This is a genomic window from Mesorhizobium sp. RCC_202, from assembly GCF_041355295.1.
In the GTDB taxonomy this organism is placed as follows: Bacteria; Pseudomonadota; Alphaproteobacteria; order Rhizobiales; family Rhizobiaceae; genus Mesorhizobium.
In genome coordinates, this window is the sequence record NZ_JBFUPO010000002.1 from 55,922 (window position 1) to 68,072 (window position 12,151).

Here is a 12,151-nt window from a genome sequence, read left to right on the forward strand (position 1 = left end):
AGGGAATGGGTCACCAATGTCGGGCGGCGCGAGGCCTTCACGCGCATGGCTCACATCCTGTGTGATCTGATCTTCCGGCTCCGTGCGGTCGGCCGCATCGAGGATCACGTGGCGGAAATTCCGATCACGCAGGCGGCGCTTGGGACCCCCTGAGCCTGTCCACTGTAGGCCCCCAGCCTGCGGCCAATGGGCGACGCCTGGCGAACCGGCTGGGCGCCGCACCCTGCCCTGCCGCAGGCTGCCCTAATCGATGATGGTCAGCGTGCAACTGGCGAGAGCCCGTCGCTGCTGTCTCCGTCTTTTGGTGGACGAGCCATACAGGTGACCTTGTCGATCATTCGGAGCACCGCCTGCGAGTCGCTGTGATGAGCCATGTGCCCGGAATTCCGGATTATCTCACAGTGACCCTGAAATTTCGGCGTGCAAGCGTTCCGCTTCACGCCAGGCGTCGAACAGCCTGTCCCCTGCGCCAGCGACAATTCCGGTCGGCACGTCGATGTCCCGATAGCTAGGCTTCGTAAACAGCCCCGCGCCGAGCATCAGGGCTGTTTCCATACCGACTGAGCGCAACTGAGAGGGGCGGCTGGCGACCTCCTTTGTACTCGCCGAAAAAGCGTCCGAGATCGGCCCGGGCCGGAATATCTTTTGCATGGCCGATCGCCAGCCGAGCCTTACTGCGAATGGCAGCAAGGTGTGACGGAATGCCGAACCTATCAGCGGTACGGCCGGTAGTGCCGCAAGAACGAGACCCGGCCTCGGTGGGGGATAGTAATAACCCGAGACGAGCACTAGGCCCGCGACCGAGGGAGCATGCCTGCGGGCCATCTCCAGCGCAATCCAAGCGCCCCACGAATGTCCGAGCACGAGGTATTTGTGCACGCCGAGGTTGGCGGCGGCCTCGTGGAAGAGATCGGCCTGCTCGCACGCCGACCATCGCTTTCGAGCCGGTCGCGAGCTTCCGCCGAAGCCGGGCCGGTCGAACGCCAGGACCCTGTGTTTCGCACTCGCCAGGTCGAGCACGCCGCTAATCGCAAAATCCTCCGCAACCGAGCCATTGCCATGTAACAGGAGCAAAGGAGGGCCGCTGCCTTTCTCGATGATACTCAGGTCCACCCCATCCACCCTCAGAGTGCGTCCCATCGAACGGGCAGCCAAGGCCTTCCTGGCGCGCGCGTGATTGTATGCCGCCAGCGACAGGGCGGCAGCCGCAAACAGCATGGTGAGCTTTATCCGCTTTGAAAACATACTGAACTCCGGCGCTGGGCCTGCACAGTGGTCCACCATTGAGCGCGTCGCGGTGCGCGTCGGCGTAGGCTATTCCGCCGTATCTTTGCCATAGGGTGTCGAAGTCACGGAACGCCTGCCGGACGTCGCTTCGCGAGATCGAAGGCATCGCCGGAGCTCAGCACGTGAACCCTCAAATCATGAATGGAAAGGGCGGCATCAGGTTCACCTTCCGCGATGTTGGAATGCGTCACGCCGGCTGCATCGACCAGATAAACAGCGCCGCTGCCGATGACCTTGAACATCTCACCCTTCACCACGATTGCGGTGTCTTCATCGATGCCAATGCCCAGGACGCGTGGGTTCTGCGACACCGCCCCGATGAGCCGCCCGATACGGCCCCGTTCCGCAAAGTGCTGGTCAATGATGACATTCGGCAGCAGGCCCAGGCCGGGTGCCATACGAATGTGGCCGATCCGAAAGGACGCTGCGTTCGGTCCCTTCACCATCATCGTGTCGCTCATGACCGACGCGCCCGCGGAGGTGCCGGCAATGATGCCTCCGGCTTCATAGATTTCGTGCACCCGCTCGTCGATGGGCGTGTCGCCGATCTGGCTGGTGATCCGGAGCTGGTCGCCACCGGAGAAGAACACCGCACTCACGTCTGCAAGCGCGCTTATTTTTTTTTCATGAGCCGCCTCGAGGCGGTCGTTGACGTAGAGCTCGATGACATCCTTGATGCCCAGCTCACCGAAGGACCTCTGATATTTTTCGAGATACCCATCGGGCTCATGAGACGCGATCGTGGCAAGCACCAGGCGGCCGTTCGGGACCAGGCTCGCTACCTCCTTCAAGATGACACGATCGCCGTCATGGTCCTCGTGGCCGCCGATGATAACGAGCGTTCCGGTTTTCCCGTTCGGGGATCGCTTTTTCTTCTTGTCGGTCATTTGCCCACGTCTCTCTTGCGCAAGAAAACCTGCGGGTGGTTGTCCTCGCTGGTCATGAATGCGACTGCGAACTCCCTGCTGTTATGCGCCCATCCAGACATGCCGGTCGCGGTAAGCACGATGGCTCCCGCTTCGCCGCCGATCGCCTCGACTTCCCTGAGCGCGGGATTCAGTACCTGCTCCAGACCGCCCGCAGCCTGTCCCGACGACAGCGCCTGCCGCGCCGAGAGTGCCTGCATGACGCGGGCCGCGAGAGCCTTTCGCGCGATATGCTCACCGTCTCCGGAGAGGGCCACGGCTCCCAACTTGTTGTCGGCATAGTAGCCGCAACCGGGTTGCGGAGAATCCCCCACGCGACCCGGAGCACTGCCGTCCAGTCCGCCGGTCGAAGTGCCCACGGCGATGTCACCGTACTGATCAAGGGCAACGACACCGATCGTATCCTTCGCCTCCGACTTGCTGGAGGCCTCCCGCTGCTGCGGCGCGATCAAATCCGCCGGGTCGCAAAGCTCCAGCTGCTTGTCGGTGGCGAAACGCCGGGCCCCCTCCGATGCCAGCAGGATGGGCTCCTCATGCAGCATCGCCTTGGCGACACTGATTGGATGGCACACGCCCTTGATCACGGCGACGGCACCCACGTTGAAGTCCCTGCCCTCCATCAGGCCAGCACACATCTCGACCTCGCCGTCCGAATTGAGGGCACTTCCATATCCCGCATTAAACGTCGGGTCGGCCTCGAGGATACGACCGGCAGCTTCCACCGCATCGACCGCCGTTCCGCCGCCGGCCAGGACGGCCCGACCTGCCTCGAGTGCCTTGATGCATCCGTTGCGATGCGCCTCCTCCTCTTGCGGATCGATCTCCTTGGCGCCACCGTGCAGGATCAGCGACCACATCAGCCAGCCCTCAGATGGCGGACGGAGGTCTGATCAGGACCTCGCCTTGAAGGCGTCGCGCCTCCGAAGCCGGTCACCTGTCGCCACACGGCCTCGATGTCGTCGACGGTGAGCACGACGAGGTCGTTCTCCCGTGCAAGCTGGAGACACATGTCGACGGCCTCCTTCTCGGGACAGACGGCGTGTATGCGGCCTGGGGCGCAGCCGGCGTTAAAGGCGCCTTCCCGCAGCAAGCCGGCGATCGCCCCGGGGGCTCGGCCGCGCAGCTCCTGCTCATCTTCCTTGAAGACGATGACGTCGAATATCCGCGAAGCGATGGCGCCCATCTCGCGTATGTCGCAATCGCGGCGGTCGCCCGGTATGGCGACCAGGCCGATCGTGCGCTGATAGCCGCGCCTCATATGAGCAACGAGCTTTCCGAGCGCCTTCAGCCCCTCCGGATTGTGCGCATAGTCGACGATCGTGCGGAAACCATTGCCGTCGAAGACGTTGAGGCGACCGGGAGATTGCTCGAACGAGGTGCCAAATTCGGCCAGGGCCGCCCGGATCGTTGCCGCCGGAACGTCGTGGCAATGCGCCATCGCCACGGCTGCCAGGCTGTTGGCAACGTTGAATTCAGCCGAACCGTCGAAGGTCGCGGGAATTTCATCGACGCTCATCAGGAACATCGACTCCCCATCCTCATGGATGAAGATGTCCCAGCCGTCCCTGCTGTGCTCCCGCGTCACGGCGCGGCCGCCTTCGGCCAGGTGCGTGCACAAGAAATCGGGCCACTTGCTCCTGTTCGCCAGCGAGAAGTAGCAGATCCTGCCGCCAGCATCGCGCGACATTGCGGACGTATGGACATCATCGGCATTGAGAATGCTCCATCCGCCGCGGCGGACGGATTCGACCACGACCGACTTCACCTCCGCCAGGTCCTCGATCGTGTCGATGCCCCTCAGCCCGAGATGATCGCCGTGGACGTTCAGCACCGCGCCAACGTCGCACGCATCGAAGGCAAGCCCTTCGCGCAGGATCCCGCCGCGCGCACATTCCAGCACCGCGACATCGACGCCCGGCTCGCGCAGCACGATCCTGGCGCTTTGCGGACCCGAGCAATCGCCTGTCATGATCCGTTCGCCGTTCAGGTAGACGCCGGTGGTGGAGGTGAGCCCGACGGTTGCCCCATTCACCTGCAGTATGTGCGCCAGCATCCGGGCGGTGGTCGACTTGCCGTTGGTCCCGGTGATCGCGAAAATCGGAATCCGGCCGTCCTTGCCGCCCTTGAAGAGAAGATCGAGCACGGGGCGTGCGACGTTGCGCGCCCGCCCCGACGAGGGTTCGAGATGCATGCGAAAGCCAGGACCGGCATTCACCTCTATGATGCCGCCGCCGGTCTCTGTGACCGGCCGGGAAATGTCGGGGCAGACGAAGTCGATCCCGGCAATGTCGAGACCGACGATCTGTGCCGCCCGCCTGGCGATCAGCGCGTTTTCGGGATGGATTTCTTCCGTCCGGTCGATCGCGGTCCCACCCGTGGAGAGGTTTGCGGTGGGCCGCAAGAGCACCATTTGACGCGGCGCTGGAACGCTCGCCAGGGTCAGCTGCGATCTTGACAGGAAATGCTCGACGCATTCGTCGATTTCAATGCGGGTCAGTACCGAGGAATGGCCCTCTCCCCTCCGCGGGTCGCGGTTGATCTCCTCGACGAGCTCGGCGACAGAACTCCGGCCATCGCCGACCACATGGGCCGGAACCCTCTCGGCAAGCGCCGCCACCTTTCCGCCGATCACCAGGATCCTGTGGTCCGAGCCGACGAAGTGCTGCTCGACAATCACACTGCGGCTATGTTCCCGAGCCTGTTCGAAACCCCAGCGAACCTCGTCTTCACTGGCGAGGCCAATGTTGACACCGTTTCCATGATTGCCGTCGAGCGGTTTGGTGACGACGGGATAGCCGAGCCGTGCTGCCGCGGCGACGGCGTCCTGCGCCGACCGCACCAGTTGCCCGCGCGGCACCGGCAGCCCGGCCTGCTCCAGCAGGAACTTGGTGAGGTCCTTGTCGGAGGCGATCTCGGTCGCTATCTCGGAGGTGAGGTCGCTGCAACTCGCGCGGATGCGCTTCTGGTGCTTGCCGTGGCCAAGCAGCACGAGGCTGCTGTCGTCGATCCGCGCCGCGGGAATGCCCCTCCGCTCGGCCTCACGCACCAGGGAGGTAGTCGTCGGCCCCAAGGCACGCTCGGCGGCCAGACGCTTGAGCTGCTGCAACCTGGCTGCGAACTCGAATGACCCCTGCGTCTCCGCAATGTCGTCGAGCCCCTCGACACCATGCAGATTGGCCGGCATCAGGCTGTCCACCAGTTCGAGCGCGACGCGTCCCGCGAGCAGCCCGACAAGCTCATCCTTGTAGGCGAACATGACGTTGTAAGTGCCCGGACTGCCTTTGACCGACCGCGTCTTTCCTCGTGTCACCCGGTGACCGAGCATGCTCTGCAGTTCCAGGGCGACATGCTCGACGACGTGGCCGAGCCAAGTTCCTTCTTGCATGCGGCGGACAAAACCGCCGGCGGCTCCATAGCTGCAGCCGTGGGCCGCAAGGGCGGGCAACAGTCGGACTATTTTTTCGGAAAACCCGGGCAGTTTGTCTGTCGGGAACGCTTCAAGAGCTCCGAGGTCGATCCGGATCTGGACCATTGGCGTCATGCTGGAGAGGTGCGGCCCGCGAAACACGCGAGCATCCAAGACGCGGATAGGGTGAAAACGCGAGGCGTCCCGATGAATTTCGTTGTGCGACATAGTTCGTTTCTCCTGACTAACTCCGCAACATCTGGAGGATCGATCAGTTCCCGGCCTTCAGCCCCAAATATTTTTGCAGGAGAGAGAAACAAAAGTGGACATTAACATATGTTGGCCCAAGAACACGCTCAGGTCATCTCGGCCACGTGCGGTCGCCGTTCTTAAGGGCTACTTAATGTCTCGGACGAGCCGGACCAGGCATTCGCTCCTCTTCACAAGCATTCGCCGGGCACGCCGCGGCCGTCGAGCTAATGCCCGGCTTAGCTCATGGCGGCCCATTGTGCGGATCCGCGCGTGCTCATTGTCGTCGATCGGGTAGCGGGCGAGGTTCGTCGACATCTGCATGAGCGGTATCGATCAGGGTGATCGCGCTCGATGCCTTGTCCTGTGCAAGCCCTATGTCCATTTCCCACATGCCATGGATGCAGCCTCTGGTGTGGTCGATGTTCCGAATCCCACGGAGGGCATCACGGGTCTCGCATAAGGTCGCTCGGAGGATGTCTGACATCGGGATACCCGCCTTTTACCACCAACCTCGGGCGCGACTGTCGGTTCCGTACATTTCGAAGAATGCCCGTTGGCCCGCTTCTGTTCCTTCGTTAGCGCCCCAGCGGCTGTCTCGACAGTGAGACGAGCTCGGCCTCATCCTTTATCCGGCCATGTAGAGCAATGATCCGGTAGGCCAAGCGGCCCTGCGTATCGGGTGATTGGTCGTCGATGAGTTTGAGTTGGTCGAAAACCCGCCCCAGCAGGGCCAGTTCGGCGCGATCAAAAATCCCGGCGTCCACGGCTTTTCGTCTGATTGGCAAGGTTAATCCTCCACGATCCCCTTCACTGAAGCCGTCTCGACCAGGCGCGGCAATTGCGGCGGGATACATTTCAGCCGCCCAGGGCTGGGACTTCTACGCATGCACACCACTCCAGCAACGCGATTCAATCAGCATGTGCTAAAATAGTTCCGGGAACATTTTAGACGAATTGCATGTTTGAAGGTGATGAAGATCGAAGCCGACGAATGCCGGGCAGCCCTGATGCTGATCCGGCGCACGATCGAGGAACACTGTCCGCCCGGCGTGCTGCCGAGCGAGGAAGCGGTGAACGGCCTCTACGGGCCGGAGTTGATCAATGAGGCCGAAGCGCTGGCGGCCGCCATCATCGCAACTATCGACAAGATGCAGTTGCGCGTGATGATGAAACTGCCTGCCCCCAATATCAAATAATGGCCGACACAGGAAGAAGGAAGCCGGCCAGCGCGCGTTTCAGCCGGCCGGTCTCCTACGCCGCTGAAATCGTCAAGCGCGCCCTTGCGGGAGCCGGCTTGCGTTTGTGCTGGGGCGGGGCGATGCTATTCGCTGGGGAACAGTAGGGAAATAAAATGTCAACAAAACATAGCATCACTGCCGCTAAACTGAATTGCGACGGTATTCGTGGCGCATGGCTGTTTATAGGATCGCCGATAGTGCAAATGGCCGCCTGGCTTTGGTATAGTCACCAACCAATTTTTGGGCATTTATTGACCGGAATCACGTTTCTGTGCGACTTCGTTCTGCTACTGATCGGTCGCGACTATTATACTTTGGTCGACTAAACCCGCCTAATGAAGCCTGAGCAGCCCCACCAGCGCGCGTTTCCTTGGCATCGCGTCTAGGCTCGCCGAGATCACCCCAACGCAATCACAGCGAGCCAGCCGCCCAGTCGTGGAGGGCACAACAAGAGCGACAGATCCTTCTACGAGTCCACCATACAAAGTCGCCTGAAATCGTCAAGCGCGCCCTTGCGGGGGCGAAGCTGGGGCGCGGTGGAGCCGGTCGAAGAAAACGCTAGTTATCTGTAAGGTAGGGCGTCGAAATTGCGCAACACCTAGTCGCGCCCTCTCGCTTTGCGCGAAGGCTGCGGCCTCAGACTGCGCGCTGAATGCCGTGATGTGTACGACGCCGTTTTCTATCACACGAACGAACGGGCTGCCGCCTGCTGCGTCGAGTTCAACCGCCGTTTTCCAAGATTGATTGTCCATTTGCCCATACCCTATCCACCCTGCAATCTGGGCGAGCAAGGCGGGTCCGTCAACTACAGGGTGTAGCGCGTGTTTCCCGGTCTACATCGCCGCCATCACCGCTACCATGCTCGCTGGCGCCGTCTGGCGCTACCGGCAGCGCAGGCTTGGGCGCAGTTCGTAGCCGATCTCTTTGGCCATATCCAAAGCCGCCTGCTTGTCCTTGGTAGTCAGCACCGTGCGCCAATGCGGCTTCTCGAACACGCTCACGATATAGGTTGTGGTTGGCTGCTCGGTCATCGCTTCCCCGCGCGAGGGTATCGGCGCTGCGGCGCGCCAGCAGTTGCTCGTCGCCGTTGTCGTGCCCGCCGTTAGACTTTTGCATCGGAACCTCCTGAAATCGTCCCGAACTAGCTGAAGGACCTTTCGTTTCCCGGATAGATGAAAAAAGCCCGCCAGCCAGAGCCAGCGGGAAGTTGGGAGCATCATGAAAACATGCGACAGTGCGAAGATCGAATTTCGTGGAGTTAGAGATGTTCCACGAATGCAAGAAAAAAGGGTGCAGACGGAATAAGGCCCGCCACCGAGGGACAGTGGCGGGCCGGCCCACGCACCCCGCGAAGGCCCGGAACAGGTAAGGGGAAAAAAACCTGTCGCGGCCCTCTAACAAGGCTCCCCGGGCGAAGTTCCATTGGTTCAGAAAAAACCCACCACCTTTCGGCATCGGGCAAGTCCACGGGGAAGCACCGTACCAGGAGTGACAGTGCAATCGTCGACCTGTCTCGCAGCACCAATGTTCCACGAAAATGCCCGCGAGCCTTGGTCAGCGGCAGCCGCTACGCGTGGATGATCCAATCCGCCAAGCAATCTTCCACCCGCTCGCAACCGGTGAATTCGTGTACCAGAGTCTTGGCCAACTCCCGCCACTGGCATTCGGGCACGCCCGTTTCCCGGACTAGTGTTCGAAACACAGACCGCAGAATGTCGGCATCAAACGCCGATACCAAAGGGCGTGGGTCAGCATCACCGCTAATAAGGTGCGCCATGTCGTCGCGATAGCGCAGACGGAGGCGTTTCAGCAGTTCGCGTGACGCTTGGATAGCCTTCCGGGACTGATCCACGTCCCGGCGAAACGCGGCGGTCCCTGTGGCCGAATTTCGCTCAAGAAGAAAGGCGGATGCGATCACCGCCCGAGCGTAATCTGTATGTTCAGCCTTAACCATCGCGGCCTCCCTTCCAGCGAAGCTAGTTTTTTATACCATTCGGCAGGGTGTCTCAAAATGATTCAAGGTACGATTTTTACCAACTCTGAGGGCTGGGTTGGCCAATATGAAATCGCCTGTGCGCTATTGGCAGATGCGCTCTCGCCGGCAGCCTTATAAGAGGCCCGCCACCTTGCCAGCAGCGAGCCTCCTGGGAAGGCATAGGTGGGTTTGGAGCCTCGCCTTCCGCTTGGTTTTTTTGCCGCAATCGGAAGAGGACTGTCAACGCAAAAAGGCCCGCTGCGGCGACCCCTGGTCGACATGGTCTGGGGATCCGTAATGGAAGATGTCCCAGATAACCTGGACACCTGCCGATTGCGCAACTTCGATCATTGGCGCCCAGCTTGACCAGTCGTAAATTCCCGGAGCGGTTTCGATCAGATGCCAGCGAAGCCCGTCGCGAATTGTGCGAAGACCGAGTTCGGCGCAACCGCGATAGCCGCCCAGAGCATGTAGGTTATGCGAAGTCGCGCGGATAAGATCGACGCGAACGCCATCCTTGCGCCGGTGCGAAGAGCACTCGAAGCCAGCCATGAAAAAACCGGCGAAGCGCGAAGCTTCCGGATCCGAGGCTTCCACACGGTGCTCGTCCCTGCGTCCCACTTCGTTCATTCGAAGTCTCCTTCGGGCAGTCGGCTCAAACTCGGCCGCCTTGTTTGGACAGGGAACCGCGTTGGCGAAAGTTGCGCATCCAATGGCATGCGCGCGCTCTTCGTTGCCCAGTCCAGCCTCCCTCGTCCTTGCTTGACGGGTAATGCCGAACCGATTGATCAAGCCTTTGTTCCGGTGACGGACTGTCTGGAAACTGGGTGGCGAATGAGGAACAAGGAGGCCCGTGCCAAGTTCGGGGCGATGTACACGGCCGTCGATCAACCTCGAGCGGCTCTCAGCAACAACAGAGGCACGGGATCACATGACCGTTCAGATTCGACTTTCCGAGATCGACCACGCCAGGCGCGAGGATCGTGGCGATGGCGCTTGGAGCATCGCACCGGATGTGGGCTATCTACGGCTGGCAATCGTCAACATCGTGTTCTTCGGCGTACCGGGCGGCGGAGATCGGAACTGGGTGCTGATCGATACGGGGTTGCCGACGTCCCGCAGCAGCATTCTTGCGGTCGCGGAAAAGCGGTTTGGCACGAACGCACGGCCAGCCGCAATCATCTTGACCCACGGCCATTTCGACCATGTGGGAACGGTTCTGGACCTCGCCAACAGGTGGGACGTGCCTGTCTTCGCGCATCCCCTCGAGCGCCCCTATCTGGACGGGACCGCATCCTATCCGCCACCGGATCCCTGGGCCGGGGGTGGACTGATGGCGCTGCTTTCTCCGCTTTTTCCACGCGGGCCGATCGATCTTGGCAACCGTTTGGAGGTCTTGCCGGCCGACGGATCGATCCCGGGAATGCCGGGATGGCAATGGCTGCATACACCCGGGCACGCTCCCGGGCACATCTCGCTCTGGCGCGAGGAAGACCGCTCGCTGATCGTAGGGGACGCGTTCATCACCACGGGCCAGGAGTCCGTCTATGAGGTGGCGGTCCAGGATCTGGAGATGCACGGTCCGCCGCGCTACTTCACGCCGGACTGGGATGCGGCGGAAAGATCCGTGAAGCATCTGGCTGCGCTCAAGCCGCAGATGGTCATCAGTGGACACGGTGCGGCTGCTGCGGGAGTGGGCATGCGTCAAGCTCTTGATAGCCTGGCTGAGCGGTTCAGGGAATTCGCCGTGCCGCCGAAACTGAAATTCGTGCGCGAGCCAGCGGCGGTCCCAAACAGCTGGGGTCAACCCAGCCGCCGCAGTTCCGAACGTCCGGCCCGATTGGGTTAACTCTCCCGCCGAGCAGGCCGAACTTCGCTCCGGGCCGCCCCAATGACGGCGGCTGCGCTTTCTCGAATCCTGCATGGTCACCGATGACATCGACGGGCGGAACAAACTCGGGAGACCCAAGTTAGGGCGTTCGTTCGGCGGGGGAGCTGCATCCGGCCAGGTGCCTTGAAGTTGCCTCAGGGGAAGACTTCAGATGGAAAGCGCGAAGAACGTGGGCCCCAAAGACGCGTCCTCTTCAGGATCGGTGGCCGAGCCAGTGTTGTTGCCATCCAACTCCAAGCCGGGGCGGCACCTGCTCTGGATCCCGGCAGCCGCATGCCTGCCCGGTTGCGCGGGGGGTGTGCTCGACCCGCAGGGACCCATTGGCTCGGGCAACCGCACGATCCTCTTGAACTCGCTGGCGGTGATGCTGGTGATCGTCGTTCCGACGCTCGTTGCGCTCCTGGCCTTCGCATGGAAATTCCGCGCCTCGAACAGCAACGCCCGCTATGATCCGGAGTTCACCTATTCGGGGCGCATCGAGTTGATCGTCTGGTCGATCCCGACGCTGACCATCCTCTTCCTTGGCGGGCTGATCTATTACGGATCGCACCAGCTCGACCCGCGCAAACCGATCCCTTCCGGGCAGCAGCCGCTCGACATCCAGGTGGTGGCGCTCGACTGGAAATGGCTATTCCTTTACCCCGACCAGGGCGTGGGCGCGGTCAATCAACTGGTCATCCCCGCTGGCGTTCCAGTGCATTTCAGGCTGACCTCCGCCAGCGTGATGAACACGTTCTTCGTGCCTCAGCTCGGCAGCATGGTCTACGTCATGAACGGCATGCAGACCGAGTTGCATCTGCAGGCCGACCGCGAGGGCAGCTTTTTCGGTCAGTCGGCTCACTTCAGCGGCGACGGCTTCTCGGATATGAACTTCAGCGTGAGCGCGGTTTCAGCCGATGCCTTCGCCCGCTGGGCGTCGTCGCTGCGCGGCGGCGGCGGCGTGCTCAACGCCGATGCATATCGAGAGCTCGCCCGGCAAAGCACAAAGGTGCCGCCGACCACGTTCGGCCATGTGCAGCCTGGGCTGTTCGATGCAGTCGCTCAGCAGACGCTGCCGCCAGGCCCCGGGCCTGCTGAAAGCGCAGCCAGCGGCGAGCCACAGGTGAGCCCAAAGGCGTTACCCGCAGCGGCGGCCCCGATCGCGTATCATCCACAGGCAGAAAGGGCTGAATGATA

The 12,151-nt window shown here is 61.8% G+C and carries 11 protein-coding genes; 3 read left to right on the plus strand and 8 right to left on the minus strand.

From position 1 onward, the window contains the following. Window positions 1-396 precede the first annotated feature (396 nt). The 5 genes from AB6802_RS04480 to AB6802_RS04500 all read right to left on the minus strand — a co-directional run bounded on the left by AB6802_RS04480 (window position 397) and on the right by AB6802_RS04500 (window position 6,725). Complete coding sequence (locus tag AB6802_RS04480; protein ID WP_371008827.1) at window positions 397-1,245, minus strand: alpha/beta fold hydrolase; 849 nt, start codon at window positions 1,243-1,245, stop codon at window positions 397-399. 104 nt (window positions 1,246-1,349) lie between these two features. After that, on the minus strand, window positions 1,350-2,174 hold the full coding sequence (locus AB6802_RS04485; RefSeq protein ID WP_371008828.1) for a cyanophycinase: 825 nt from the start codon (window positions 2,172-2,174) through the stop codon (window positions 1,350-1,352). Then, complete coding sequence (locus AB6802_RS04490; RefSeq protein ID WP_371008829.1) at window positions 2,171-3,070, minus strand: isoaspartyl peptidase/L-asparaginase family protein; 900 nt, start codon at window positions 3,068-3,070, stop codon at window positions 2,171-2,173. The genes AB6802_RS04485 and AB6802_RS04490 overlap by 4 nt, the downstream gene beginning before the upstream one ends. Continuing rightward, window positions 3,070-5,847: a cyanophycin synthetase gene (gene cphA, locus AB6802_RS04495; protein ID WP_371008830.1), complete on the minus strand. Its 2,778-nt coding sequence runs from the start codon at window positions 5,845-5,847 to the stop codon at window positions 3,070-3,072. Before cphA ends, AB6802_RS04490 begins: the two co-directional genes overlap by 1 nt. Before the next feature lie 599 nt (window positions 5,848-6,446). Next, on the minus strand, window positions 6,447-6,725 hold the full coding sequence (locus AB6802_RS04500) for a hypothetical protein (protein ID WP_371008831.1): 279 nt from the start codon (window positions 6,723-6,725) through the stop codon (window positions 6,447-6,449). A gap of 117 nt (window positions 6,726-6,842) precedes the next feature. On the opposite strand from AB6802_RS04500, the gene AB6802_RS04505 reads away from it, so the two are divergent. Beyond that, a complete protein-coding gene (locus AB6802_RS04505; RefSeq protein ID WP_371008832.1) occupies window positions 6,843-7,067 on the plus strand; it encodes a hypothetical protein in 225 nt (74 codons plus the stop codon). A 923-nt stretch (window positions 7,068-7,990) separates the two neighbouring features. Here the strand turns inward: AB6802_RS04505 and AB6802_RS04510 are convergent. The 3 genes from AB6802_RS04510 to AB6802_RS04520 form a co-directional block, all read right to left on the minus strand. After that, window positions 7,991-8,140 carry a hypothetical protein gene (locus tag AB6802_RS04510; RefSeq protein ID WP_371008833.1) on the minus strand — a complete coding sequence of 50 codons (150 nt, stop codon included), beginning with the start codon at window positions 8,138-8,140 and terminating at the stop codon, window positions 7,991-7,993. A gap of 536 nt (window positions 8,141-8,676) precedes the next feature. After that, window positions 8,677-9,063, minus strand: a complete 387-nt coding sequence (locus AB6802_RS04515; protein WP_371008834.1) for a hypothetical protein — start codon at window positions 9,061-9,063, stop codon at window positions 8,677-8,679. A gap of 261 nt (window positions 9,064-9,324) precedes the next feature. Continuing rightward, a complete protein-coding gene (locus AB6802_RS04520) occupies window positions 9,325-9,714 on the minus strand; it encodes a hypothetical protein (protein WP_371008835.1) in 390 nt (129 codons plus the stop codon). Window positions 9,715-10,015: 301 nt separating this feature from the next. On the opposite strand from AB6802_RS04520, the gene AB6802_RS04525 reads away from it, so the two are divergent. Both AB6802_RS04525 and cyoA read left to right on the plus strand, forming a co-directional pair. Beyond that, entirely contained in the window at window positions 10,016-10,933 is a 918-nt protein-coding gene (locus AB6802_RS04525) for an MBL fold metallo-hydrolase (RefSeq protein ID WP_371008836.1), read from the plus strand. Between the two features lie 193 nt (window positions 10,934-11,126). Beyond that, window positions 11,127-12,149, plus strand: coding sequence for a ubiquinol oxidase subunit II (gene cyoA / locus AB6802_RS04530; protein WP_371008837.1), 1,023 nt, complete (start codon window positions 11,127-11,129; stop codon window positions 12,147-12,149). Window positions 12,150-12,151: the final 2 nt, after the last annotated feature.

Bases quoted from the DNA above. Each gene is read 5' to 3' on its own strand.
- AB6802_RS04480 (WP_371008827.1), bottom strand. From the start codon at position 1,245: ATGTTTTCAAAGCGGATAAAGCTCACCATGCTGTTTGCGGCTGCCGCC.
- AB6802_RS04485 (WP_371008828.1), bottom strand. From the start codon at position 2,174: ATGACCGACAAGAAGAAAAAGCGATCCCCGAACGGGAAAACCGGAACG.
- AB6802_RS04490 (WP_371008829.1), bottom strand. From the start codon at position 3,070: ATGTGGTCGCTGATCCTGCACGGTGGCGCCAAGGAGATCGATCCGCAA.
- cphA (WP_371008830.1), bottom strand. From the start codon at position 5,847: ATGTCGCACAACGAAATTCATCGGGACGCCTCGCGTTTTCACCCTATC.
- AB6802_RS04500 (WP_371008831.1), bottom strand. From the start codon at position 6,725: ATGTATCCCGCCGCAATTGCCGCGCCTGGTCGAGACGGCTTCAGTGAA.
- AB6802_RS04505 (WP_371008832.1), top strand. From the start codon at position 6,843: ATGAAGATCGAAGCCGACGAATGCCGGGCAGCCCTGATGCTGATCCGG.
- AB6802_RS04510 (WP_371008833.1), bottom strand. From the start codon at position 8,140: ATGACCGAGCAGCCAACCACAACCTATATCGTGAGCGTGTTCGAGAAG.
- AB6802_RS04515 (WP_371008834.1), bottom strand. From the start codon at position 9,063: ATGGTTAAGGCTGAACATACAGATTACGCTCGGGCGGTGATCGCATCC.
- AB6802_RS04520 (WP_371008835.1), bottom strand. From the start codon at position 9,714: ATGAACGAAGTGGGACGCAGGGACGAGCACCGTGTGGAAGCCTCGGAT.
- AB6802_RS04525 (WP_371008836.1), top strand. From the start codon at position 10,016: ATGACCGTTCAGATTCGACTTTCCGAGATCGACCACGCCAGGCGCGAG.
- cyoA (WP_371008837.1), top strand. From the start codon at position 11,127: ATGGAAAGCGCGAAGAACGTGGGCCCCAAAGACGCGTCCTCTTCAGGA.